Raw genomic sequence first — 24,384 nt, forward strand, 5'->3', positions numbered from 1 at the left:
TCTCGCGAAGGTGTAATGTTTGCACTGCACACATTCAGCGGCCGAACGAGACCGGAGACCGGCATGAACCTGCTCCGCACCCACCAGAAGCTCTACGAACGCACCGACGGCCGGCTCGGCCACCGCCTGCTCGGCGTCCCGGTCCTGCTGCTGCGCACGACCGGCCGGCGCAGCGGCGAGACCCGCACCAACGGTCTGACCTACGCCCGCGACGGAGACACGTGGCTGGTCGTGGCGTCCAACGGCGGCAGCGACAAGGCGCCCGGCTGGCTGCACAACCTGCGCGCCGACTCCACAGCCGAGATCCAGGTGGCGCGGCGCCGGGTGCCCGTCGTGGCGACCGTCCGCACGCCGGACGACGCCGACTACGCGCGCCTGTGGGACATCGTCAACGCCGGGAACCGTGACCGATACCGGGCCTACGCGGTCAAGACGCGGCGGCCGATTCCGGTGGTGGTGTTGCGGAAGGCGGATCCCGGGGCCTGAGACGCACCGAGCGGGACACGTGACTCGGCGGCGAGAACGCCTCTCGGAGATCGAGCGATTTACCGCCTTTTACCTGCGGAAACGCAATCTCCACCGTTCCGAGTCTTCCCAGAGCGAAATCTCGGAGTACCGTCATTCAGACAACGGCGCGCGCCTCCCAGCGCGGCCCGCGCCGACCCTCGGACTCGGATCGTCCGGCACGTTCCTGCCGGTCAGAAGGGTAAGGTTGAGATGGCTGGTGTCGTTTATCAGGACGCTTCCTGCGTCTACCCCGGGGCGGACTCGCCCGCGGTCGACAAGCTGAACCTGGACATCGCCGACGGCGAGTTCCTGGTGCTGGTCGGCCCCTCGGGTTCCGGTAAGTCCACCGCTCTGCGCATGCTCGCCGGCCTGGAGGAAGTGTCCTCCGGCGGCATCTTCATCGGCGATCGTGACGTCACGCACCTTCCGCCGAAGGACCGGGACATCGCGATGGTGTTCCAGAACTACGCGCTCTATCCGCACATGACCGTCGCGGAGAACATGGGCTTCGCGCTGAAGATCGCGAAGGTCGACAAGGCCACCATCGCCAAGCGCGTGGAAGAGGCCGCGAAGCTGCTGGAGCTCACCGAGTACCTGGGCCGCAAGCCCAAGGCGCTGTCCGGCGGCCAGCGCCAGCGCGTCGCCATGGGCCGCGCGATCGTCCGGGAGCCCAAGGTCTTCCTCATGGACGAGCCGCTGTCCAACCTGGACGCCAAGCTGCGTGTCCAGACCCGTACCCAGATCGCCTCGCTCCAGCGCCGCCTGGGCACCACCACCGTCTACGTCACCCACGACCAGGTCGAGGCCATGACCATGGGCGACCGAGTCGCCGTCATCAAGGACGGTCTGCTCCAGCAGTGCGACACCCCGCGCGGCATGTATGAGAAGCCTGCGAACGTCTTCGTGGCCGGCTTCATCGGCTCCCCGGCGATGAACCTCGTCGAGGTCCCGATCGTCGACGGCGGCGTGCAGCTGGACGGCCTGGTGGTCCCGGTCTCGCGGGACGCGCTCGGCGTGGCCACGGCCTCCGGTGCCACGACCCTGACGCTCGGCGTGCGTCCGGAGTCCTTCGACCTCGTCGGCGACGCCGAGGGCGCCATCGCCATGACGGTCCAACTGGTCGAGGAGCTGGGCGCCGACGCCTTCGCCTACACCAGCGCGCACGTCGGGGACAAGGACGTCGACATGATCCTGCGCGTGGACGCCCGCGCCGTCCCGATGAAGGGCGACACCCTGTACGCCAAGCCGCACGGCCACGAGACGCACCTGTTCTCGGCCAGCACCGGCGAACGGCTGGAGGTCTGATCCGCTGATGCGGAACGGGAGAGCCGGGCGGGCCCGACCGCCCGGCTTTCGCCGTGTCTGGGGCCTGCCGGCTCTGGCCGGACACGAGCGTGTGCACGGCGTAAGTTCACGGCCGGTCGAATCCTTCGAAGCGTTCCAGAGCGTCGCGCAGCGCAGCCCGAGAGGTCACTCCCAGCTTGGGGAACAGCTGGTAGAGGTGGGTCGAGACGGTCCGCGGGGACAGGTAGAGCTGCGAGGCGATCTGCTTGTTGGTCAGGCCGGCGGCGGCAAGGCCGGCGATCTCCCATTGCTGCGGGGTCAGCGACACGTCCTCGCCGGCCGCGACGTGCACGGCCCGGCCGCCGGCCCGCAGCTCCTTGTTGGCGCGGTCGGTCCAGGGCTTGGCGCCGAGCCGGTCGAAGGTCTGCGCGGCGGCGGCGAGTTGGTCGCGCGCCTGGACCAGGGCGCGGCCACGCCGCAGCCGCTCGCCGCAGTGGAGCTGGATCCGGGCCAGGTCGAAGGGCCAGCGCTCGGCGCCGTCGAGGGCCGAGGCCGCGCGGAGCCCGGCGACCGCCTCTTCGTCGTCCTCGGCGGCCATCGCCTCGCCGGCGGTCAGGACCATCGCCAGGCGCGGGGACACCGTGTGCAGGCCGGCTTGCCGGGCGGCTGCCACGTGCGCGAGCGCTTCGGCACGCCGGCCGGTGCGCACCGCCGCCTCGATCAGGTCCAGGACGGCCCACAGCGCGTGTCCGGCGAACGGCGCGAAGGTCCCGGCCGGGGTGATCGCGTTCGCATGCTGATAGGCCTTCTCGAACTCACTCTGCGACAGCGCGGTCAGGGTTCTGACATGCGAAGCGTAGCGGCGGACGGCTTGGGCGCGCCTCGGTGCGGCCCAGCGGTCCATCTCGTCGGCGTAGGACGTGGCCAGTGCGTACTCGCCGCAGAGGGCTGACACGCAGCCGAGGACCCACTTGCCGGTCCAGGAGCGCAGCGGGTAGTCGAGCTCCTCGCACAGCCGCAGTCCGTTGCCCACGATCTCGCGCAACTCCGACCACTGGCCGGTGTAAAAGGCGTGGCTGGCCCACAGGAACGAGGCCTGGATCGCCGGGAAGTTGTTCTCGCCGGTGCGGCCGCCGCGGGCTGCCAGGTGCAGCGGTTCCTCCATCGCGCCGAGGCGGTCGGCGAAGGCGCCGGCGGTGGCGACGCGGATGATGCGGGCCAGGTCCGGGCTGCCGGACATCTCGGCGATGGCGGCGTCCAGCCGGGCCCAGTCCGAGGGCTTCGCGCGCGCCGGGTCGGCGAACGTGGCGCGCAGCATCTCCAGGCTCGGCGGGACGTCGACGCTGGCGGCCACCAGGGCGTCGTAGCCGGCCCACATTTCGGGGCGCGCGCCGTGGACGCAGACGATCAGCAGGGTGGACAGCGCCACTCTCAGGGTGACGTCGGTCGCGTCGTAGGGTTCGGGCAGCAGGGCGATGGCGCCGGTGAGCAGGCGGTAGGCGGTGTCGATGTCGCCGTGGCTGTTCATCAGGTAGGTCGCGGTGGCCACGGCCGCGGCCAGGGAGTCGGCGTCCGGTGCGACCTGGTGTGCGGTGTCGAGCAGGCGCGGCACCTCGTGCAGGGCGCCGGTGAGGTGTGCGCCGACGTAGGCGGCTTTGGCCAGGCGCCGGGCGCGTTCGGTCGCCGACGGGGTCAGGTCGGCGGCGCGCAGCAGCGCGGCGACCGCGTTGACTCCGTCGCCGCGCCGGAATCCCAGGTCGGCGACCTCCTCCAGCAGGGCGGCGATCGGCTCGTCGGGATCGACCGCGGCCTGCGCGAGGTGCCAGGCGCGCTGTTCGGGCACCGCGGCCCAGGCTTCGGCGAGCGCGCGGTGCACGCCGCGCCGTTGGTCGCTCGTGGACAGTTCGACGACGGCTGAGCGCATCAGCGAGTGCCGGAAGGCCAGGCGGCCGGTGACGTCGTCGACGTGGACCAGCCGGGCGCGTTCGGCCGGGGCGAGGTGTTTCAGGCTGCACCGGCCGGCCACCGCGCGGCGCAGGACCTGCATGTTGCCGCTGCCTTCGAGGGCTGCGACGAGCAGCAGGTGGCGGGTGGCCGCCGGCAGGCTGTTGATGCGGGAGGCGAAGGCGGACTCCAGGCGCTGAGTCAGCGGCAGGCGCGTGGGCAGGGCCTGGGAGGAGCCGCGCTGGGAGTCGGTCAGGGCGGCGGGGAGTTCCAGCAGCGCCAGTGGGTTGCCTTCGGCGTCGGCCATCAGGCGCCGGCGGACGCGCGGGGCCAGGGCCGGGAAGCGTTGGGTGAGCAGTTCTTCGGCGGCGGCGTCGCTGAGCGGGCCGAGCCCGTGGACCGGCAGGCCGGTGGAGTCGAAGAAGCCTTCGTCGCCGGGGCGCGCCGCGCACAGCAGGCCGGAGCCGACCGACAGGCGGCGGGCCAGCTGGCCCAGGACGTCGGCGCTGGCCCGGTCCAGCCACTGCACGTCGTCCAGGACGAGCAGCGTCGGCGCCTCGGCGGACAGCTTCGCGACCAGGGCGACGACGGCGTCGGTGACGGCGTCGTGGCCGGGGGTGGTGCCGCGGCGCAGGCCCAGGGCGACGGCCAGGACCGGGGTGGCGGCGACGGCCGCGCGGCCTTCGGGCTGCGAGGTGAGCAGGCGCTGCACGGCGCTGTAGCCGACCTGTGCCCGGTACTGGACGCCGACCGTCGACAGGACCCTGATACGCCGGGCCTCGGCCGCGTAGGTGACGGCGGCCAGCAGCGCGCTCTTGCCGACTCCGGGTTCCCCGAGCAGGAGCATCGATCCGTCGCTGTCCGGGACGGCGGCCGCGAACTCGCCGAGCCGTGCCAGATCGGTCTCGCGGCCCACCAAGGGTTGCTGATCACCGGCCATGCCCCTCAGTGAACCCCGTCCGGGATTCGATCACCAGGAAATCCGGGGTGCGAAAGTACGTCACATGACGGGAGCGAGCGGCTCGGCCGTGTTCCTACTGTCCTGATCAGGGCCGGTTCCGGCTCGGCGGACCAGTGGAGGAACGATGAACGAGGGTGCGGGACGCGGGAGTGTCGTGCTGGTGCACGGCGGCTTCGTCGACGGCTCGGGCTGGCAGGGCGTGTACGACGTGCTGACGGCGGACGGATACAGCGTCGGCGTGGTGCAGAACGCCACGGTGTCGCTGGAGGACGACGTGGCGACCACGCATCGGGTGATCGAGGGCATGCCCGGGCCGGTGACGCTGGTGGGGCACTCCTACGGCGGCGCCGTGATCACCGAGGCCGGCGGCCACCCGAAGGTGAAGGCGCTGTGCTACATCACGGCCTTCGCCCCGGACAAGGGCGAGTCCGTCGGCACGCTGATCGCCGACCCGCCGCCGGGCGCGCCGGTGCTGCCGATCCTGCCGCCGCAGGACGGGTTCCTGTTCCTGGACCGCGAGAAGTTCGCGGACTCCTTCGCCGGGGACCTGCCGCGGCCGCAGGCACAGTTCATGGCCGACTCGCAGGTGCCGTGGGGCCTGGACGCGCTCAACGGCGCGGTGTCGCAGCCGGCGTGGCGCACGAAGCCGGCGTGGTACCTGGTCGCCGGCGACGACCGGATGATCCCGCCGCCGGCGCAGCGCGCGATGGCCGAACGGATCGGCGCGACGACGGTCGAGGTGCCGGGGAGCAGTCACTCGGTGTACGTGTCGCGGCCGGCGGCGGTGGCGGATCTGATCAAGCAGGCTGTGGCGGCTGAGGGCTGACGTCGCTGCGGCGGCGGGCTGAACCACCGACCGGCCGGGGGCGGGGGTCGAGTCGATCGGCTCCCGTCCCCGGCCGTTTTCCCCTCCGCAGGAGGTCTTGTCAGTTGGCTGCGGCGTTCCAGTCGACCAGCTGCACGATCACGCCGTTGGGATCGCGGACCTGGAACGCCCGCTCGCCCCATTCCTCGGAGGTGAGCGGCATGGTGATCGCGACGCCTTCGCCTTGCAGCCGGGCCAGCTCGCCCTCCAGGTCCTCGATATGGCGCTGGCGGCGATGCGCATGGTTCTCCTCCTGCCGATTAAAATGTACGACGTACAGTGTACAGCGTACAACGCATGATGCGGGAGGATTGTTCCCGTGCCGACGGAACGAACCAGCGCCGGTGATCCGGCCCACACCTTGCGGGTGCTCTGGCGGACCGGCGAGGACCCCGCCGCGACCGCCGCACCCCGCCGCGGACCCCGCCGCGCGCTGAGCGTGGAGGCGGTGGTCGCGACGGCGACGGCGCTCGCCGACGCCGAGGGGCTGGAGGCGGTGACGATACGGCGGGTCGCGCAGGAGCTCGGCGTGGTCCCGATGTCGCTGTACACGTACGTGCCGGGCAAAGCAGAGCTGCTGGACCTGATGATGGACACCGCGTACGCCGCGATGCCGCGCCCGCAGACCGCCGGCCGGCCGTGGCGCGAGCGGGTGCGGGCGATCGCCGAGGAGAACCGGGAGCTGTTCGAGCGGCATCCGTGGGCGGCGGAGGTCTCGACGGCACGGCCGCCGCTGGGGCCCGGGTTGATGGCCAAGTACGAGCACGAACTCACGGCGTTCCAGGACATGGGGCTCAGCGACGTGCAGACGGACGACTGTCTGACGCACCTGCTCGGTTTCGTACAGGGCTGGGCGCGCAGCGCGGCGGACACCCGGGCCGCGCAGGTCGACAGTGCGATGAGCGACCGGCAGTGGTGGCAGGCGAACGCGCCGTTGCTGGAGAAGGTTTTCGACGCCGAGAAGTACCCCACGGCGGTGCGGGTCGGGTCGGCGGCCGGGGAGGCACACGGCGCGGCGTACGACCCCGACCACGCTTACGAGTTCGGGTTGGAGCGAGTGCTGGATTCGTTCCAGGCGTTGGTCGCTTAGGCGTCGCTTAGCCGAGCGATTCCAGGTCTTCTTGCGTCAGCCGGATCGCGCCGGCGGCGATGTTCGCCTCCAGGTGCGCGATGTCTCCGGTGCCGGGGATCGCCAGGACGTGCGGGCCCTGGGCCAGGGTCCAGGCCAGGCGGATCTGCTGCGGGCTGACGCCGTGGGCCTCGGCCACTTTCGCCGCGCGGTCTTCCTCGGCTTCGGCCGTGCCGGTGGCGGCGGTCGCGGCGTCCTCGGCTCCGGGGCGGGCGCCGGCGATGGCGAAGAAGGGGACGAAGGCGATGCCCAGTTCGCCGCAGGCCCGCATGACCTCGACCGAGTCGGTGTCGTCGAGGCCGAACTTGTTCTGCACCGCGACGACCGGGGCGATGGCGCGCGCCTCGTGCAGTTGCGCGGTCGAGACCGAGGAGACGCCGAGGTTGCGGATCAGGCCTTCCTGGCGCAGTTCGGCCAGGGCGCCGAAGTGGTCGGCGAGCGAGTCCCACCGCATGTTGCGCAGGTAGACCAGGTCCAGGTGGTCGCGTCCGAGTTCGCGCAGGTTCTGCTCGACGTCGCCGCGCAGGTCCTCGGGGCGGGCCGCGCCCTCCCAGCCGCCGGCGCGGTCGCGGCGCGGGCCGACCTTGGTCGCGACCAGGACCTCGTCGGCGGGGAAGGCGGCGAGCGCGGAGTTGACGATCTCGTTGGCCGAGCGGAGGGCGGAGAAGTAGAACGCGGCGGTGTCGATGTGGTTCACGCCGAGTTCGACGGCGCGGCGGACGACGGCGATGGAGGTGCCGCGGTCGCGGGGCGTGCCGTTGTGGAAGGCGCCGGTGCCGGTCAGGCGCATGGCGCCGAAGCCGAGGCGGTGGACGGTGCGGTCGCCGAGCTGCCAGGTGCCGGAAGAGTGGGTAGCGGTAGTCACAGTGACTCCTATCAGATCGCGGGAGCCTGCCGCCAGCCAGAATCAGCGCCGATATCGGCTATAAGGAATGCCTGTGGCCGCTATGGAAGTGTGCGATGGCGCGTGGGGTTCGATGAAGCGTCACCATCGGAATTCCATGAAAGGCAATTCTCATGACTGCATACTCCCTGGACGGGAACGTGGCTCTGGTCACCGGTGCGACCAGCGGGATCGGGGCTGCCGTCGCGAAGGCGCTGGCCGAGCAGGGGGCGCACGTTCTCGTTGCCGGACGGGACCGGAAGCGCGGCGACAGCGTCGTGAACGGTATTCGGGAACGTGGCGGAAAGGCGGATTTCATTTCCGCGGATCTGAGCGACGCGGCGGCGGTTCGACGGCTGGCGCGCGAGGCCGTCGAGGCCGGCGGCGGGCGGGTGGACATCCTGGTGAACAACGCCGGGGCCTTCCCGTTCGGGCCGACCGCGGAGATGACCGAGGAGCAGTTCGACGAGCTGTACGCGCTGAACGTGAAGGCGAAGTTCTTCCTCGTGGCGGAGCTGGCGCCGGCGATGGCCGCACGCGGCAAGGGTGCGATCGTCAACATCAGCACGCAGGTCGCCGCCTACGGCAAGGCGGGCATGGCGCTGTACGGGTCGAGCCTGGCGGCGGTGAACCTGCTGACGAAGGCGTGGGCCGCCGAGTACGGGCCGAGCGGCGTGCGGGTCAACGCGGTGGGCGTCGGGCCGACGCGTACCGAGGGCACGGCACCGATGGGCGACAATCTGGACGGGCTCGCGGCCGAGGCGCCCCTCGGGCGTCCGGCGGCGCCGGAGGAGATCGCGGCAGCGGTGGCGTACCTGGTGGGGGACGGGGCCAGCTTCGTGCAGGGCGTGGTGTTGCCGGTGGATGGCGGGCGGACCGCGGTCTGACGGAGCACTGATACAGCTCTGCCAGTGCCCTGAGTAAGTCTGGGTAAGTCTGGGTAAGTCTGGGTGATCGCTGATCAGCCGCGCTCGAACGCGGCGATCAGCAGCCCCAGGTCGCGGCGCCGGGAGTCGGCGGGCCAGACCGCCCAGGTGCGGCGCACCAGCGGATGGCCCGCCAACGGCTGCCACACCACCCCGTCGGGCAGCGGCTGCGACCAGTCCGGCGGGGCCAGCGCGAAGGCCTGGCCCGCGGTCACCGCCGCCAGCTTGACCTCGGCGATGAGGCGCTGGTTCGGCGGGGCGTCGGAGCCCAAGGTCAAGCCGTGGCTGCGCAGGATCGCGGTGACCTCGTCGTGCCAGGCCGGGCTGTCGGTGCGCGGGAAGGGCAGCCACTCCAGGGCGGCCAGCGCGTCCAGCGGCACGCCGTCGGCGCCGGCCAGTTCCGCCGCCGGCCCGGCCGCCAGCAGCACGCCGAGCCGTTCGCGCGTCACCAGCATCGCGTCGAAGTCGTCGCCGGCCGGGCGTTCGCGCAGCAGGCCGACGTCCAACTCCCCGGCCCGCAGCGCGGTGATCTGCTCGGCGGTGGACAGGTGCCGCGCCTGCACGCGGGTGTTCGGACACGATTCGGCGAGCTCGGCCAACGCCGGCGCGAGCACCGTCGAGGGGAACTCCAGCGGGATCCCCAGGCGCAGGACGCCGCCGGTGTCGCCCGCGGTGAAGCCGGCCATGACGCGCTGCGCCTGCTCATAGCGGGCCAGCACGGCGCGTGCCTCGCCGAGCAGCACGCCGCCGGCCTCGGTGACCTTCACCCCGGTGCTGCTGCGCTCCAGCAGCCGGACGCGCAGTTCGCGTTCCAGTCCCGCGATCGTCTGGGACAAGGCCGGCTGGCTGACGTGCAGCCGCCGCGCCGCCGCCGACAGGCTCCCGGCTTCGACGACCGCCACGAAGCCCTGCAACTCCCGCAACTCCATCGGACGCAACTCCATCGGACTATCGCACCACGGCGGCGGGATCGGCGGCGTGACGGACACACCGACGGACACGCCCGGGTTGCGCGCCGCCCTTGCGGGGCCCTTGGCGTGCCCGTTTATTCACGGGGCTGACATGGGTCTAGACCTAATGGACTAGACCAAGGCCCCGGAAACCCTTGACGCGGCCCGCGCACCGCAGTAGACCATCCATGACGAAGGGTTATCCGCATCACAAATCTCGTATATGCGGATGCTTCATTACATCGCCTTTCACGCGACGTGCGGGCTGCGGCGACGCCGGCGTGGGACGTGGGGGCGGTTGTCAGCGCTCTGCCTCGCTCGCTTTCGGGGCACCGCGCCATGCCACGGCACCACCCCGGTTCCCGGCATGCCCGCCGGGACCGTCCTGATGAAAGGACTCCCCGCATGCAACGCATCTCCACCAAACGGGGCCTGGCCGCGGGCTTGGCCACCGCCGCGGTCGCGGCCGGGATCGCCGCCCTGGGCTCCGGTGGCAGCGCCGCGGCCGACAGCACCGCGACCTCCGCGGTCGCGGCCGGGCCCGCCACCTACAGCCAGGCGGTGCCCAGCGGCGCGCCGTCGGTGTACAGCTCGCCGCTGGAGCGCTGCGCCAACGGCGTGAACCACCCGATCAGCGGCACCAACCCGATCCTGAGCGAGCCGCTGACCACGCAGTTCAGCAGCAACGTCGGCCTGTCGGAGGCGGTGTCGTTCAGCGGTGACCAGTGGTACGGGAACTGGACGTTCACGTTCACCAACACCTCGTCCGAGACGTTGGCCACGGACTGCGCGGTGCTGATCTGGCGCGCGCCTTCGAGCTCTGACAACCACGCGTACTCGGCGTCGGTGGCGTACGGGCATCCGCAGCAGGACTACCTGGAGGTGCCGCGCGGGGACGGGACGTCGTTCTACATCGCGCGGCTGGGCTTCCACGACGTGCCGCTGAACCAGCGGCAGGTCGCGCCGGGGCAGACGTTCACGTACACCTGGGGCGGGGCGCCGAGTACGGCGATCACGAACAACCAGATCCGGGACTCGCTGCGGTTCACGGCGGACCTGGACCTGAGTGCGAATCAGAACATGATCCTGCACTACGGGACGAACCGGCTCACGAACTGAGCCGGTTGGTCGCGCGGGGCGGCGGCTGCGGGGTTTCGGGCCGCCGTCCCGTTCTCAGCCGGCGAGAGGAGGGTTTGATGCGCGCTGCGCGCCTCGGATTGCGATTGCGCGGCCGGGCCGCCGGGTGGTGGTTCCTGCTGGCGGTGGTGGTCGCGGTGGTCGCGGCCAACTCGGTGTTGGCGGGGTGGTCTCGGGGGTCTGCTTCGCGTGGGGCTTCGGGAGCTGCTGGGGCTTCGGGGGCGTCCGGGCCGTCGATGGTGCGGGCGAGGTCGGTGGCGACGCAGGAGTTCGGGCTGATGTCCGGCGGCGGGTGGGCGCAGGCGTGGGGGCTGTGGTCGGCGGCGGGGCGTGCGGCGTTGAGTGAGGCGGACTTCGTGCGGCTGAACACGGAGTGCCGGCCGGCTTTGGGCGAGCCGTACGTGATCGACGCGGCGACGGACGTCTCCGCGACAGACGTGAAGGTCGACTGGCATCAGGGGTCGACGACCGGGAGCAGCGCGGTGGTCTTCGAGGGCGGAGCGTGGAAGTTCGAGCCGGACGCGCAGACGCTGGCGGACTACCGGACCGGCGTCGCGGCGGTGGTCGCGAAGCGGAAGGCGGCTGGGGAATGTCACTGAAGTCATCGCTCGGACGGCGGATCCTGACGGTATGCGCCGCGGTGTTCGCGGCACTCGTCGTGTTCGCGGGACCGGCTTCAGCGCACGCGGAGCTGGCAGCGTCGACGCCTTCGCAGGGCGCTGTCCTGGGCAGCGAGCCGACGCAGGTGGGGCTGCGATTCTCGGAGGAGATCGTCCTGAAGCTCAGCGCGGTGAAGGTGATCGGCCCCGACGGCCGGCGACTGGACGCGGGGGCGCTGCGTGCCGGGCTGTCCGGCGCCGACAGCCTGGCCGTGGACCTGGCGCCGGACGCGCGGCACGGCACGTTCGTGGTGGTGTGGCAGGTGACGGCGGCCGACGACGGGCACGCGAGCTCCGGGACGGTCATGTTCGCGGTGGGTGCGGCGAGCGTGCCGGCCAGTGTCGCGGGACTCGGGCACAATCGCTTGACGAGCGCGGTTTACGACGCGGGGCAGTGGATCGGGTTCGCGGGGCTCGCGATGGTCGGCGGGGTCGCGGCGCTGTACACATATCGGCGGCGGGACGAGGCCACGCCAGCAATCCAGAGCACCGAGCACTCCACAGCAAACCTGGCCACCGAGCACGCACCGGCAGGCCTCGCCGCCGGTCCGCCTACCGCGCGAGCAAACCTGGTCGCCGAGGACCTCGCGGTGAGCCCAAGTGCCAGCTCGGCGGCCACCGTTGTCGGAGCCGCAGCCGAGCCGCCCTCGACTCCCACCTGGCCGGCGGCGCTCGGCTGGTCGCTTTTGCTCGTCGGGACCCTGATTCAGCTGGCCGCGTATGCCCCCGCCGCGCGCGGGCTGTCGCTTGGCCACCTGCTCGACCGCTCGTTGCTCTCCGTCACGCTCGGCACGCGGGAGGGGCATGCGTTCATGGCGCGGCTCGTCGCGCTCGCGTTGGCGGCGGTGGTGGGGGATGCGGTGTTGCGGCGTGCGCGGGGGCCGGTGGTGCCGTTGGCGTTCACGGTCGCGATGGCTGGCACGTGGGGTGCGACCGGGCATGCCGCGACCGGGGGTGGTGCGCCGGTGGCGATGGTCGCTCTGACGCTGCATGTCGCGGCGATGGCGGTGTGGGTCGGCGGGCTGTTCGTGGTGGCGGTGCTGGTGGCCGGTGGGGGTGCGGCGGTGGCGGTGGCGGTGCGGCGGTTCTCGCGGTTGGCGCTCGGGGCGGTCGGGGTGCTGGTGGCGACCGGGGTGTATCAGGCGTGGCGGGAGGTCGGGAGTGTCAGCGGCCTGCTGGACACCACGTACGGCCGCCTGTTGCTCGCCAAGGTCGCGATCCTGCTGTGCGTGATCGGCGTCGCCAGGGGGTCGCGTGGGATCGTGGCGACGTGGGGCAGCGGGAGTGCGGCGGCGCTGCGGCGGAACGTGGTGGTGGAGCTCGCCGGTGCGTCGGTGCTGCTGTTGTTGGCTGTGTTGCTGGCTGGGAACGCACCGGCGCGGTAGGCGGAGCACAGAGCTCAGCCCACCCGCAGCACCGTCTTCCCTGACCGCTCCCCCGCCTCGAACCCGCGGTGCACCTCGGCCACCTCGGCGATCGGCACTACGCTCGGCGCCTCGTACGGCAACTCCCCCGATGCCAGCGCCGCCAGCGCACGCTCCAGATGCCCGCCGATCGTGGCTGGGGCCCGGCGCGCCACGTCGCCGATGTTGTAGCCGGCGACCGCCCGCGAGTTCTTCCACAGCGCCCACACGTCCTCGGTCCAGTCGTCGTGCCGGCCCTGGTCGCCGAACACCGCCACCCGGCCGAACGGCGCCAGCACCTGCAGGCTCGCCGCGCGCACCGGGCCGCCGATGGGGTCCAGGACCAGGTCCACGCCGCGGCCGTCGGTGGCCTCCAGCACCTGGTCGGCGAACGCCTCGCGCGAGAACAGCGCGTCATAGCCCGCCGGCTGCTTCGCCGGGGAGCCGACGGTGCCGAAGACGTGCCGCGCCCCCGACGCCCGGGCGATCCGTGCCGCCGCGCCCCCGACGCCGCCGGACGCCGAGTGGATCAGCACGCTGTCCCCCGCGCGCAGCCGCCCGACGTCGGACACCAGCCCGTAAGCCGTCGGGTAGACACACGGCACCCCGGCCGCGACCTCCAACGGCAGCGCGCCGACCGGCCGCACGAAGTCGGCGGAGGTGACCGCGAACTGCGCATACCCACCGAACGCTGGCAGATACGCGGCGACCTCCTCCCCCACCCGCACTTCGGTCACGCCATCCCCGACCGCGACCACGCACCCGGACGCCTCCAGCCCCGGCACGTCGTAGCCGCCCGGCCCGTCGGGCTCCCCGAACTCCCCACGCCGATGCTGAACCTCGGCGAAGTTGACGCCGGCGAAGGCGACCTCGATCAGGACACTACGATCATCCAGGCCGGGAACCGGCAGCTCGATGGATTCGAAGACCTCGGGACCGCCGTTGGTCTTGAAGGCGTGGGCGCGCATCGTCGCCGGCAGGGTGCTCATGAAAAGATCACAACGAAGCACCGGCGGCTGATCATTCCCGGTCCAAGACCCGCGACCCGAGATCAGGCGCCGACCCGCACCGCGACCACGTGAAGCAGCGCAGCGACGTGCCGATACGGATCGGTCCGCCCGGCCCGCTCCTCGGCGTCCAGCACAGCATCCAGCGTGGCCTCGTCAGGCAGTTCGGCGTCCACCGCGGTATCGGTGAAGACGCGAACGCCATACCACTGCGACACCGCCAAATCCCGCCGCGCCAACTCCGCTGTCAGCTCCTCCAACCGGTCCGCGCGCGCGTCCACGCCAAGCCGGTTGTGATACCCGCTGCCCTCGAAAGCGGCATTCGCCGCCTCCCAATCGCCGAGCAGCCCAGGCCGCATCGCGAGCGCGTCGCCGTTGCGGACCAGCAACGACACGGTTCCGCCCGGCGCCGCCGCCCCCGCGATCGCGTCCAGCAACGGCCCGGGATCGGCGAAATACATCAGGACGCCGTGGCACAACACCACGTCGAAGCCACCCGGCCCGAACAACGAGCCGAGCTCCGTCGCGTCTCCTCGGACCAGGCGGACCCGCTCGCGGACGTCTTCAGGTTCGGCATCCAAAGCGGCGCGGAAATCGTCGAGCAACTGCTCCGAGGTGTCCAGTCCGGTCACCGAATGACCGCGCCGAGCCAACAACAAGGCCTGAGTCCCTTGCCCGCACCCGATGTCCAGCACCCGGCGCGCCGGCAGATCCGGCACGTGCGCCGCGACCTGCCGGGTCACCGTCTCCTGTCTGACAACCTGCCGAAGCGTCCCCAAACGCGAACGCCACCGGTCGGACGGGAAAGCCACGCTCACACCAAGCTCCTCAAAGATCCTCAACCCGTGGGGCTAGCAATGACCTGCCGGAACCCCCCGCACGCCGTTTGCTACTACTCTCTTTAGTTGTTCTTAACGCCGTTCTTACCTAGCGACCGACCATAATGGAGACAGCATGGCCGGTCGCGTCGCCACCCGAGGGCTGCCAGGCCTGACGTCATCAATGGCTACGACGACTCGAGAAAAACTTCATGCAACCCACCCAGGACACGGTCACGACCATGCCCCTCGGGCGCATCCTGCCGGCCTCGCTGGACCACGCGGTCTGGCCGGTGGCCCAGGCTGCGCGGGCACGGACCCTCGTCGACGTCCTCGACGCGACCGTCCAGCAGCACCCCGAGGCGCCCGCCCTGGAAGCGGCGGGGACCGTGCTCACCTACCGCGAGCTGCGCGGCGCTGTCGCCACGCTGGCCGACACCCTGCGCGGGCGCGGAGTCGGGCCCGGCGACAAGGTCGGCGTCCGCGTGCCGTCGGGGACCCTCGATCTGTACATCGCGATCCTGGCGGTGATCGCCGCCGGAGCCGCGTACGTGCCGGTCGACGTGGACGACCCCGACGAGCGCGCCGAGATGATCTGGCAGGACGCCGCGGTGTGCGCGGTGATCGGCGAGGGCCGCGCGATCCGTCCCGGGCCCGGGACGGCCGGCCGGCGCCCGGGACCGCCGGCGCCGGCCGACGACGCGTGGGTGATCTTCACCTCGGGCACCACCGGACGCCCCAAAGGCGTCGCGGTCTCGCACCGCTCGGCTGCAGCCTTCGTCGACGCCGAGGCGCGCCTGTTCGTCCAGAGCCAGCCCCTGGGGTCCGGTGACCGGGTCCTGGCCGGGCTCTCGGTCGCCTTCGACGCCTCCTGCGAGGAGATGTGGCTGGCCTGGCGGCACGGCGCCTGCCTGGTCCCGGCGCCGCGCTCGCTGGTGAAGGCCGGCACCGATCTGGGACCGTGGCTCGTCGAGCGCGGCATCACCGTGGTCTCGACGGTCCCGACGCTGGTCGCGCTCTGGCCCGCCGAGGCGCTGGACCGGGTGCGGCTGCTCATCGTCGGCGGCGAGTCGTGCCCGCCGGAGCTGGTCGAGCGGCTGGCCGTGGCGGGGCGCGAGTTCTGGAACACCTACGGCCCGACCGAGGCCACCGTCGTGGCCTGCGCCTCGCTGATGCGCGCCGGAGCGCCGGTGCGGATCGGCACGCCGCTGGACGGCTGGGAGCTGGCCGTCGTCGACAACCAGGGGCAGCCGGTGCCCTGGGGCCAGACCGGCGAGCTGCTGATCAGCGGAGTCGGCACCGCGCGCTACCTGGATCCGGCCAAGGACGCCGAGAAGTTCGCGCCGCATCCGGCCCTACGGAGCCGGCGCGTCTACCGCACCGGCGACCTGGTCCGCGCCGAACGCGAAGGCCTGATCTTCGTCGGCCGCGCCGACGAGCAGGTGAAGATCGGCGGACGCCGGATCGAGCTCGGCGAGGTCGACGCGGCGTTACAGGCGCTGCCCGGCGTGCGTGCGGCCGCCGCGGCGGTCAAGGACAGCCCGGCCGGCGGGCAGGTGCTTGTCGGCTACCTGGTCGTCGACAACGCGGCAGGTCAGTCCGGCGGCATCCCGCATCAGCGTTCTACCGACGGCGGCAGCAACGCGGCCACAGCAAGCGGCTTCGACAAGAACGCGGCGCGCGAACTGTTGCTGCACAAGCTCCCACCGGCGCTGGTCCCGGTGCTGGCGCTGGTCGACGACCTGCCGACGCGCACCTCCGGCAAGGTCGATCGCAAAGCCCTGCCCTGGCCCCTGCCCGGTCAGGAGGCCGCCGCGGCCGGTTCGGCGGCGGGCCTGGGCGGCACCGCCGGCTGGATAGCCGAACAGTGGCAACGGTTGCTCGGCGTCCCGGTCGAGGCCGACAGCGACTTCTTCGGCCTCGGCGGCAGCAGTCTCACCGCGGCGCGGCTGGTCGGCGAGATGCGCGACCGGTTCCCCGGGTTCACCGTCAAAGACCTGTACCAGCACCCGAAACTGCCGGAGCTGACCCGGTTCCTGGACGCCTCCGAACAAGCCGGCGGCCAGGCCGGCAAGCCGCGGGTGCGGCACCGCCGCGTACACCTGACGCCGGCGACCGCCGGGCTGTACCAGGGCGTGGTGCTGGCGGTCATGTTCGTCGTCACGGCCATACCGTGGGTGCTCGGCATCGCGGCGATGGACGACGTCATCGGGCCGGTGAAGTGGGCCCCGCACACCTCGTGGTGGCTGATCGTCGGCGGCTGGCTGGCGCTGGGCAGCGCCCCGGCGCGCATGGTCATCAGCGGCGTCGGCGCGCGCGTGTTCACGCACAACCTGCAGCCCGGTTCCTACCATCGCGGCGGCTGGACACACCTGCGGTTGTGGACCGCCGAGCGGCTGGTCGGCGCGTTCAGCCTGGCCGGGGTCACCGGCACGCCGATGGCGTCCCGCTACGCGCGGATACTGGGGTGCCGGGTCGGGCGCGACGTGCAGCTGCACTCGCTGCCGCCGGTGACCGGCATGGCGGCGTTCGGGGACGGCGCGGTGCTGGAGCCGGAGGTGGACTGCGCGGGCTGGTGGATCGAGGGCGACCTGCTGCACGTCGGCGGGATCCGGGTCGGGCCGCACGCCTCGGTCGGGACCCGGTCGATGCTGATGCCCGGCGCTGACATCGGCGCCGGTGCCGAGGTCGCGTCCGGCAGCTGCGTGTCCGGGACCGTCCCGGAGGGCCAGCGGTGGCACGGGACGCCGGCCCGGCGCGACGAGAACGTGCCGACGTTCAAGTGGCCGCCGCCGGAGTACCGCACGTCAGGGTTCTGGAACCTGGTCTACATGGTCACGCTGCCGGCGATGCAGTTGCTGCCGTTGCTGGCGGCGGCGCCGGCTTTGGTGTTCCTGTACCTGTGGCGCGGCGCGCATCCCGAGCCCGGCGGCCTGGCCGACCTGATACTGCTGTCGTCGGTCCCGTTCACCGTGGTCACCGTGGTCTGCTACGCGCTGCTGACGGCGCTGGTGGTGCGGGTGCTGTCGCGCAAGATCGTGCCGGGGGTGTACGCGGCGCACGGCCGCGTGGCGTGGAACGTGTGGGTCGTGCACCGGCTGATGGAGACCTCGCGGGTCATGTTGTTCCCGCTGTACGCCAGCCTGGCCACGCCGGTGTGGCTGCGGCTGCTGGGCGCCAAGGTCGGACGGCGCGTCGAGGCCTCGACCGTGCTGGCGCTGCCCAGCCTGATGGAGGTCGACGATCACGCGTTCCTGGCCGACGACACACTGATCGCGCCGTTCGAGATCCGCGGCGGCTGGCTGCGGCTGGGGCCGGCGTACGTCGGGAAGCGGGCGTTCGTCGGGAACTCCGGAATGGTCGGGCCGTTCCGGCGGGTCGCCGACGAGTCGCTGATCGGCGTGCACTCGGACACCCCGCCGCGCACGTCGCCGGGCGACTCGTGGCTGGGGCGGCCGGCGTTCACGGTGCAGCGGCAGGTGGAGGGCGGGGAGTCCACGGCGCGGACGTACGACCCGCCGTTCCGGCTGGTGGCGGCGCGCGGGTTCGTGGAGCTGTGCCGGTGGCTGCCGCTGTTCATCACGGTGCTGCTCGGGGACCTGGCGGTGATAGGCGTGCAGGCCGCGTACGACAACCTCGGGTTGTACGGCGCGCTGCCGGCCGCGATGGGGCTGCTGCTGGCCGCCGGGGTGGTCGCGTGTCTGCTCACCACGGCGGCGAAGTGGCTGCTGGTGGGGCGGTTCCGGGTCGGGCAGAAGCCGTTGTGGAGCTCGTTCGTGTGGCGCAACGAGCTGTTCGACACGTTCATCGAGGAAGTGGGGATGCCCTGGCTCGGGGCGTCGCTGATCGGGACGCCGTTCATGAACATGTGGATGCGCAGTCTCGGGGCGCGGATCGGGCGGGGTGTGTGGTGTGAGAGTCACTGGCTGCCGGAGACGGACCTGGTGACGCTGGGCGACGGCGCGACGGTCAACCGCGGGGTGGTGCTGCAGACGCATCTGTTCCAGGACCGGCTGATGCGGATGGACACGGTGACGCTCGGGCGTGGGGCGACGCTGGGGCCGCACGCGATCGCGCTGCCGGGGACGCAGCTGGACGACGCGGCGGTGGCGGGGCCGTATTCGCTGGTGATGCGCGGGGATCGGTTGCGGGCCGGTACGCGGTGGCATGGGAATCCGGTCGCGCACTGGGATTCCGAGGGTTAGCAGTTAACAGTCAGCGGACAGCGGAAGCGGACAGCAGTTTGTGGCCGGGCCGGGGATGGATCCCGGTCCGGCCACAAACCTTTCTCGCTAGGGCTTGCGCGCCAACACGCCGTAGGTGCGCAGGATCGGCGTCTCGACGCTGTTCGGCTCGGGCTGCCACTGGTCGACCGTGACGATTCCCGGCGGCTGGATCTCCAGGCCGGCCAGCCAACTCGCGATCACCTCGGGCTCGCGGTTGATGAACGGCACGCGCGTCGAGCGCTGGTAGTCGTCGAGCATCTGCTGCTGTTCGCCGGGGTGCGCCAGGTCCGGGGCGGCGTGGGACAGGGCCAGGTAGCTCCCGGGGGCGGCGGCTTCGACGTAGGCCGCGACGATGCCCGCGGGGTCGTCGGCGTCCGGGACGAAGTGCAGGACCGCGTTCATCAGGATCGCTACCGGCTTGGCCAGGTCCAGGGTCTGCCGCAGCAGCGGATGCGCCAGGACGCTGTCGGGGCGGCGCAGGTCGGCCAGGATCGCGACGGCGTTGGGGGTCTGCGCCAGCAGCATGCGCGAGTGCGCGATGGCGACCTGGTCGACGTCGACGTAGACCACGCGCGCCTCGGGGTTCACCTCCATCGCGACCTCGTGCACGTTGCCCACGGTCGGCACGCCGGAGCCCAGGTCGAGGAACTGGCTGACGCCGACCGTGCCGGCCAGGTGCCGGACCACGCGGCCGAGGAAGGCGCGGTTGGCGCGGATCGCGCCGACCAGGGTGGGCATGGCGTCGGCGGCGCGGCGGCCGGCCTCGCGGTCGGCCTCGAAGTTCTGGCTGCCGCCGAGCCAGAAGTCGTAGATACGGGCTGGGCTGGGCTGCGACGGGTCAATGTCCGGAAGACTCAAGGCCAGCTCCGCAGCGTCGATCGCGTCCATGGGCACCAAACTAGCGGCGGCACCGGGTTACGGGCCGAGTTGAGCGGGGGGAAGGGCGCGTCGCGTTGAGGATTCGGCGGCGGCACCGCTTTGCGCGCTAGCCTGCCTCGATCACCGGCGCTGCGCAACTGCGAGGTGGTGGGACGGGGTGCGGGGTGGGTCCCGGGGCAGGTCGCGGGCACGGTTTGAGGCGCGATGAGGTGCCGTTTCGAGGTGCGCTACGGTCGGGACCATGGCTGCGGACGGACGGAAGCACATCCTGGCGATCGGCGGCGGGGCGCTCATGCCGCGCGAGGCGTTTCCGTTGTACTGCGCGGAGGCGATCCGGCTCAGCGGCAAGGCGCAGCCGAAGATGTGCGTGCTGAACACCGCCGAGGGCGACAACCCGGCCACCACGCAGCGCTTCTACGACCGCCTCGCCGGCGCCCCGGGCGAGGTGCGGCACCTGGCGCTGTTCCCGATGCCGAACGTCGCAGACCCCGAAGACCTGCTGCTGTCGCAGGACGTGGTGTTCGTGGGCGGCGGGAGCGTGGCCAACATGCTGGCGGTGTGGCGCGTGCACGGGCTCGACGAGGTGTTCCGCAAGGCCTGGGAGGCCGGCGTGGTGCTGCTCGGGTCGAGCGCCGGCGGGATCTGCTGGTTCGAGGGCGGGACGACGGATTCGTTCGGCCCGGAGCTGCGGCCGTTCACGGACGGGCTGAGGCTGCTGAAGGGCTCGTACTGCCCGCACTACGAGTCGGAGGAGCGGCGGCGGCCGCTGTTCCAGCGGCTCGTGCAGGAGCAGACGCTGCCCGACGGGTACGGGTGCGACGACGGGGTCGCGCTGCACTACGTCGATGAGGAGTTGGCGGAGGTCGTCGCGGATCGGCCGGGGGCGCGGGGGTTTTCGGTGCGGCGGGGTAGCGAGGGCATGGTCGAAGAGGCTGCGCTGGAAGTGCGGTTTCTGGGCGCGTGATTCGGCGCCGGCAGCTTGCGGCGTCAGCCTGAGCCGACGAGTCCGGTGAGGCCGGTGAGCACGACGTCGATCGCGCCGCGCATCGTGGCGGCGGGGACCGGGGACGCGGCGGCTGCCTGCGCGAGGCCGCGGACGAGGAAGTAGACCTCGTCGACGGTGACGCCGGGACGGATCGCGTCGGCGTCCTGAGCGCGCTGGACCACGGCGCCCACGGCTTCCTTGAGACGGTCCGAGGCCTGCTCGGCGTCGGCGGGGATGCGGCCGTCGGCGGTGATGAGGGTGGCCAGGACGATCTTCGTCGGGCCGTCCTCGATCATGGTGCGGACCAGGGTGCGCAGCGCCTCGGCGGGGTCGTCGGCGGTGGCGAGTCGGCGTGCCAGCTCGGTGCGGCGGTCGAAGGTGCGGACCAGCGTCGCCTCGATCAGCTGGTCCTTGGTCGGGAAGTTGCGGAAGACGGTGGCGATGCCCACGCCCGCACGCCGCGCGACCTCCTCGGTGGACCCGGCGCTCCCCTGCTCGCTGAAGACCTCCTCGGCCGCGGCCAGGATGCGCTCGCGGTTGAGGCGGGCGTCGGTGCGCATGGTTTCTCCCGGGCGTGGTGCGGTCGGGACGACTATATCCGGAGTCTGGACTCTGGTACGGTAAGTGGAGTCCAGACTCCGGAAAGAGGTGCGCGTGAGCATGTCCGAATCTCAGACGCGGGATCCGCAGCAGGTACAGACTCAGACTCCGGCCGACGTCGTCAGGTCGGTCGCCGCAGGAGTGAGCCGCCTGGTCTCCGGCAACCTCGACCCCGCACAACGCGAGGAACAGCTCGACCGCCTGGCCGCCCTCTACGGCGAAGCCACCGACGTCCGCCACCCGTTCGCGCCACTCGGCGACAACCCGCGTTTCAGCCGCGCCGGCATCCGTGAGCACTTCGCCGCCGCCCGGGTCCCGGCCGAGTCACTGACCGCCGTGGACGTCCACGTGCACGAAACCGCCGACCCGGAAGTTGTCATCACGGAGTTCCGGTATGTGGGGACGACCGCGGGGCGGCCGTTCTCGTGGCCATGCATCTTCGTGACGCGGGTGCGCGACGGCGTGATCGTCGAAGCCCGCGACTACACCGACCACATCGGCGCCGCGCGGGCGTTCGGGCAGCTGGACGCGTTGGCCGCGGCTCTGGCCGAGCAGGTAGGGGCCTGATATCTAGCGGCCGCTCGGCCACTTTACGACTTCGCTTTTTTTGACGGCTTCGCGCGGGTTTAAGAAGGATCCGCTGGGTGGCGCAGTTCGGTGGCGTGCCTGGTGTCGTGCTGGCGGCTGGCGGTGGTGCTGGGCACGACCGCGCGCGGGTCCGTGTCACTCCGCACGCGTCAGGTGGGCGGGCGGCGGCCGCGTGAGGTGGGTGCCTGAAAGTCAAGAGCAGGCGCCTCCGGCGGGGGCACTCCAGACCCTGAGGGATCCCCAACCCCCCGCGTCGGTGGCGGTTTGAGTGTTGGTCGCCGAGTCCCGGCCTGTGGTGTGGACACGGTCCACTCGGGCAGTGACGTGGCGTGCCCAAGACGCGGGAACCCTTCCCACAGGCGGGGTTGTCCCGGGTTCCCCGTCGCGTCGGCGGGCGTAGCCAAGCTGACCGGGCCGGTGGTGTCAAGTCGCACGAAACCGCACCACAGCAGCGTGCGATCCGACTTGATACCACCGGACCGGTCTGCTTCCGTCAGGCGACGACGCGACGGGGAACCCGGGACAAGGCGACCACAAGCAACGTCCGGCAGCCAACTACGCGACCCCCCCTCCCCGGAGCGAGTGCCGCTCGCCGCGCAGGCGCCGCCGGAGGCCCTGTCTTTGACTCTTGGCGCCCACCACGCCCGACGATTGCCGCCTACGCAACGCGTGCGCAGTGACTCGGACCGGGGCGCGGTCGTGGACACGAACACCGCCGGCCGCCAACGCAACCTGCGGCACGCCACCGAACTGCGCCACCCAGCGGATCCTTCTTAAACCCGTGCGAAGCCGTAAAAAGCTCCTAAAACCCACCAACAAACCGCACCCACCACACCCCAGCCACCCACACCCACACCCACACATCAAGCAGCGGCGCCCGCTAATACGACTTCGCCAATAGTTCGACAGCCTCGCAGGGTGCCGGGTCACCCAGCAAGCCCGGCAATCACCTCGCGCCCCTGCGGGATCGCCAGGTCCAGCAGGCCGGGGAACAGCTCGTCGAGGTCGGTGCGGCGGAGGCGGTTCAGGCGGCGGGTGCCTTCGTCGCGTTGGCGGATGACGCCGGCTTCGCGCAGGGTGCGGAAGTGGCCGCTTTGGGTGGACTTGCTGACCGGGAGCTGGAAGACGCCGCAGGCGAGTTCGCCGTCCGGCTCGACGTCGGCGAGGCGGGCGACGATCGCCAGGCGCATCGGGTCGCTCAGTGCGGCCAGGACGGCGGTGAAGCGCAGCTCGGCGCGGGTGGGGTGGGTGAGCTCGGTGGCGGTGCGGCTGGCCATGGGGCCATTCTAGGCCACCATGTTCAGGATTCCCGAACATCTGCTATGTTCGAGATATCCGAACATGTTGCCTCGGGAGGACTCTCATGGCGCTCGATCGTCTCCATGCCGTTGGTGCCGCGCCGGATGTCGGGGGCACCGGCAGTGCCGGCGGGTTGTCGGTGGCGCTGTCGGTGGCGGGCAAGCGGATCCGCTTCTGGGGGACGGCGTACACCTTCCTCGTCCTGCTCACCGGCACGAACCTGCCGACGCCGCTCTACAAGGGCTACGAGGCGCGCTTCGGCTTCTCGCCGCTGACCCTGACGCTGATCTTCACCGCCTATGTCGCGGTCCTGATTCCCTCCCTCCTGATGGTCGGGCCGGCGGCGGACGCTGTGGGCTACCGCGTCATGCTGCTGCCGGCGCTGTTCGTCGCGGCGGGTGGGGCGCTGGTGTTCGCGGTGGCGTCCGGTACCGGGTGGTTGTTCGCGGGGCGCGTCTTGCAGGGCGTCGCGATCGGGGCCGCGACAGGTCCGCTGACGGCGACGTTGACAGAGCTCGAACCGAACGGCGACAGACGCAAGGCGGCGTTGGTATCAACGGTCGCGACCGCCAGCGGCCTCGGGTTCGGGCCGCTGCTGGCGGGGTTCCTCGCGCAGTACGCGCCGGCGCCCCGGGTGTTGCCGTTCGCGGTGGAGATCGCGTTGCTGGTGCCGGCCGTCGCGGTGGTCCTGTCGCTGCCCGCGCACAGCGCCCGGACACGCTGGCGTCCGCGACGCCCTGAGATCCCGGCGGCGCTGCGCGCGGAGTTCGCGACCAGCGGGACGGCGTGCTTCGCGGCGTTCGCGGTGGTGGGCCTGTTCCTCACGCTGATCCCGACGTACGTCGCGACGCTGTCCGGCAGCAAGAACCTGCTCCTCGGCGGCGCGGCGGTGGCGCTGATGCTGGCCTGCTCGGCGACGGCGCAGGTGCTCGGCTACGGACGCTCGGCGCGGGGGTTGGAGATCGCGGGGCTGCCGCTGCTGGCCGTGGGGCTGATCGCGCTCGCGATCGCGGGGAGCGCGTCGTCGCTGGCGCTGCTGATCGGGGCGACGGTGGTCGCGGGCCTCGGGCAGGGGCTGACGTTCCTCGGCGGGCTGACCGCGATCAACAGCGTGGCGCCGGCGGATCGGCGCGCCGATGTCCTGTCGAGCTTCTTCGTGATCCTGTACCTGGGGGTCGGCGTGCCGGTGGTGGGCGTCGGGTTCGTGGCGACGCGAGTGGGGTTGCTGACGGCGGTGCAGTACTTCGCGTGGGGTACCGCGGTGTTGTGCGTGGTGGTGCTGGTGGTGCTCGCACGGATGGCCCGGAAGGTTACGGTTGATCTCACGTAAGACC

At 71.6% G+C, this 24,384-nt stretch carries 20 protein-coding genes and 1 pseudogene; 12 read left to right on the forward strand and 9 right to left on the reverse strand.

Features of this window, described 5'->3' with window-relative positions; all coding sequences use genetic code 11:
* Positions 1-63 precede the first annotated feature (63 nt).
* Both ABH935_RS43650 and ABH935_RS43655 read left to right on the forward strand, forming a co-directional pair.
* The gene (locus tag ABH935_RS43650) at positions 64-486 is read left to right on the forward strand and encodes a nitroreductase family deazaflavin-dependent oxidoreductase (RefSeq protein WP_370383890.1); all 423 of its coding nucleotides are present in this window, start codon (positions 64-66) and stop codon (positions 484-486) included.
* A gap of 231 nt (positions 487-717) precedes the next feature.
* Positions 718-1,812: an ABC transporter ATP-binding protein gene (locus ABH935_RS43655; RefSeq protein ID WP_370383891.1), complete on the forward strand. Its 1,095-nt coding sequence runs from the start codon at positions 718-720 to the stop codon at positions 1,810-1,812.
* Between the two features lie 106 nt (positions 1,813-1,918).
* On the opposite strand, the gene ABH935_RS43660 is transcribed toward ABH935_RS43655, so the two are convergent.
* Positions 1,919-4,675 carry an AAA family ATPase gene (locus tag ABH935_RS43660; protein WP_370383892.1) on the reverse strand — a complete coding sequence of 919 codons (2,757 nt, stop codon included), beginning with the start codon at positions 4,673-4,675 and terminating at the stop codon, positions 1,919-1,921.
* 145 nt (positions 4,676-4,820) lie between these two features.
* On the opposite strand from ABH935_RS43660, the gene ABH935_RS43665 reads away from it, so the two are divergent.
* Positions 4,821-5,522: an alpha/beta hydrolase gene (locus ABH935_RS43665; RefSeq protein ID WP_370383893.1), complete on the forward strand. Its 702-nt coding sequence runs from the start codon at positions 4,821-4,823 to the stop codon at positions 5,520-5,522.
* Positions 5,523-5,622: 100 nt separating this feature from the next.
* Here the strand turns inward: ABH935_RS43665 and ABH935_RS43670 are convergent.
* A pseudogene (locus tag ABH935_RS43670) lies at positions 5,623-5,781 on the reverse strand (VOC family protein); the annotation flags it as partial.
* 99 nt (positions 5,782-5,880) lie between these two features.
* Here ABH935_RS43670 and ABH935_RS43675 point away from each other — a divergent pair.
* Positions 5,881-6,651, forward strand: a complete 771-nt coding sequence (locus ABH935_RS43675; RefSeq protein ID WP_370383894.1) for a TetR/AcrR family transcriptional regulator C-terminal domain-containing protein — start codon at positions 5,881-5,883, stop codon at positions 6,649-6,651.
* Between the two features lie 7 nt (positions 6,652-6,658).
* On the opposite strand, the gene ABH935_RS43680 is transcribed toward ABH935_RS43675, so the two are convergent.
* Positions 6,659-7,555: an aldo/keto reductase gene (locus ABH935_RS43680; RefSeq protein WP_370383895.1), complete on the reverse strand. Its 897-nt coding sequence runs from the start codon at positions 7,553-7,555 to the stop codon at positions 6,659-6,661.
* A 152-nt stretch (positions 7,556-7,707) separates the two neighbouring features.
* Between ABH935_RS43680 and ABH935_RS43685 the strand changes: the two genes are divergently transcribed.
* A complete protein-coding gene (locus ABH935_RS43685) occupies positions 7,708-8,460 on the forward strand; it encodes an SDR family NAD(P)-dependent oxidoreductase (RefSeq protein WP_370355212.1) in 753 nt (250 codons plus the stop codon).
* 74 nt (positions 8,461-8,534) lie between these two features.
* Here the strand turns inward: ABH935_RS43685 and ABH935_RS43690 are convergent, their stop codons facing one another.
* Positions 8,535-9,443, reverse strand: coding sequence for a LysR family transcriptional regulator (locus ABH935_RS43690; protein WP_370383896.1), 909 nt, complete (start codon positions 9,441-9,443; stop codon positions 8,535-8,537).
* Positions 9,444-9,854: 411 nt separating this feature from the next.
* Between ABH935_RS43690 and ABH935_RS43695 the strand changes: the two genes are divergently transcribed.
* The 3 genes from ABH935_RS43695 to ABH935_RS43705 all read left to right on the forward strand — a co-directional run bounded on the left by ABH935_RS43695 (position 9,855) and on the right by ABH935_RS43705 (position 12,630).
* Positions 9,855-10,568, forward strand: coding sequence for a hypothetical protein (locus ABH935_RS43695; RefSeq protein WP_370383897.1), 714 nt, complete (start codon positions 9,855-9,857; stop codon positions 10,566-10,568).
* A gap of 77 nt (positions 10,569-10,645) precedes the next feature.
* A complete protein-coding gene (locus ABH935_RS43700) occupies positions 10,646-11,185 on the forward strand; it encodes a hypothetical protein (RefSeq protein ID WP_370383898.1) in 540 nt (179 codons plus the stop codon).
* Positions 11,176-12,630 (forward strand): copper resistance CopC/CopD family protein, encoded by a 1,455-nt coding sequence (locus ABH935_RS43705; protein WP_370383899.1) that lies wholly within the window; start codon positions 11,176-11,178, stop codon positions 12,628-12,630. The genes ABH935_RS43700 and ABH935_RS43705 overlap by 10 nt, the downstream gene beginning before the upstream one ends.
* Before the next feature lie 14 nt (positions 12,631-12,644).
* Here the strand turns inward: ABH935_RS43705 and ABH935_RS43710 are convergent, their stop codons facing one another.
* Both ABH935_RS43710 and ABH935_RS43715 read right to left on the reverse strand, forming a co-directional pair.
* The gene (locus ABH935_RS43710; protein WP_370383900.1) at positions 12,645-13,637 is read right to left on the reverse strand and encodes a zinc-binding alcohol dehydrogenase family protein; all 993 of its coding nucleotides are present in this window, start codon (positions 13,635-13,637) and stop codon (positions 12,645-12,647) included.
* A 62-nt stretch (positions 13,638-13,699) separates the two neighbouring features.
* Positions 13,700-14,473 (reverse strand): class I SAM-dependent methyltransferase, encoded by a 774-nt coding sequence (locus ABH935_RS43715; RefSeq protein WP_370383901.1) that lies wholly within the window; start codon positions 14,471-14,473, stop codon positions 13,700-13,702.
* Positions 14,474-14,685: 212 nt separating this feature from the next.
* Here ABH935_RS43715 and ABH935_RS43720 point away from each other — a divergent pair, with 212 nt between their 5' ends.
* Positions 14,686-18,678: a Pls/PosA family non-ribosomal peptide synthetase gene (locus ABH935_RS43720; protein ID WP_370383902.1), complete on the forward strand. Its 3,993-nt coding sequence runs from the start codon at positions 14,686-14,688 to the stop codon at positions 18,676-18,678.
* 87 nt (positions 18,679-18,765) lie between these two features.
* Here the strand turns inward: ABH935_RS43720 and ABH935_RS43725 are convergent, their stop codons facing one another.
* Positions 18,766-19,587 (reverse strand): SAM-dependent methyltransferase, encoded by an 822-nt coding sequence (locus tag ABH935_RS43725; protein WP_370383903.1) that lies wholly within the window; start codon positions 19,585-19,587, stop codon positions 18,766-18,768.
* A 232-nt stretch (positions 19,588-19,819) separates the two neighbouring features.
* Here ABH935_RS43725 and ABH935_RS43730 point away from each other — a divergent pair, with 232 nt between their 5' ends.
* Entirely contained in the window at positions 19,820-20,542 is a 723-nt protein-coding gene (locus ABH935_RS43730; protein WP_370383904.1) for a Type 1 glutamine amidotransferase-like domain-containing protein, read from the forward strand.
* Positions 20,543-20,565: 23 nt separating this feature from the next.
* On the opposite strand, the gene ABH935_RS43735 is transcribed toward ABH935_RS43730, so the two are convergent.
* Entirely contained in the window at positions 20,566-21,123 is a 558-nt protein-coding gene (locus ABH935_RS43735) for a TetR/AcrR family transcriptional regulator (RefSeq protein WP_370383905.1), read from the reverse strand.
* Positions 21,124-21,223: 100 nt separating this feature from the next.
* Between ABH935_RS43735 and ABH935_RS43740 the strand changes: the two genes are divergently transcribed.
* On the forward strand, positions 21,224-21,730 hold the full coding sequence (locus ABH935_RS43740; protein ID WP_370383906.1) for a nuclear transport factor 2 family protein: 507 nt from the start codon (positions 21,224-21,226) through the stop codon (positions 21,728-21,730).
* Between the two features lie 947 nt (positions 21,731-22,677).
* Here ABH935_RS43740 and ABH935_RS43745 read toward each other — a convergent pair.
* Positions 22,678-23,028 (reverse strand): ArsR/SmtB family transcription factor, encoded by a 351-nt coding sequence (locus tag ABH935_RS43745; RefSeq protein WP_370383907.1) that lies wholly within the window; start codon positions 23,026-23,028, stop codon positions 22,678-22,680.
* Between the two features lie 86 nt (positions 23,029-23,114).
* On the opposite strand from ABH935_RS43745, the gene ABH935_RS43750 reads away from it, so the two are divergent.
* Positions 23,115-24,380, forward strand: coding sequence for an MFS transporter (locus ABH935_RS43750; RefSeq protein ID WP_370383908.1), 1,266 nt, complete (start codon positions 23,115-23,117; stop codon positions 24,378-24,380).
* The last annotated feature ends 4 nt before the right edge of the window (positions 24,381-24,384 follow it).

The sequence above is a fragment of the Catenulispora sp. GAS73 genome (assembly GCF_041262085.1).
Classification (GTDB): domain Bacteria; phylum Actinomycetota; class Actinomycetes; order Streptomycetales; family Catenulisporaceae; genus Catenulispora.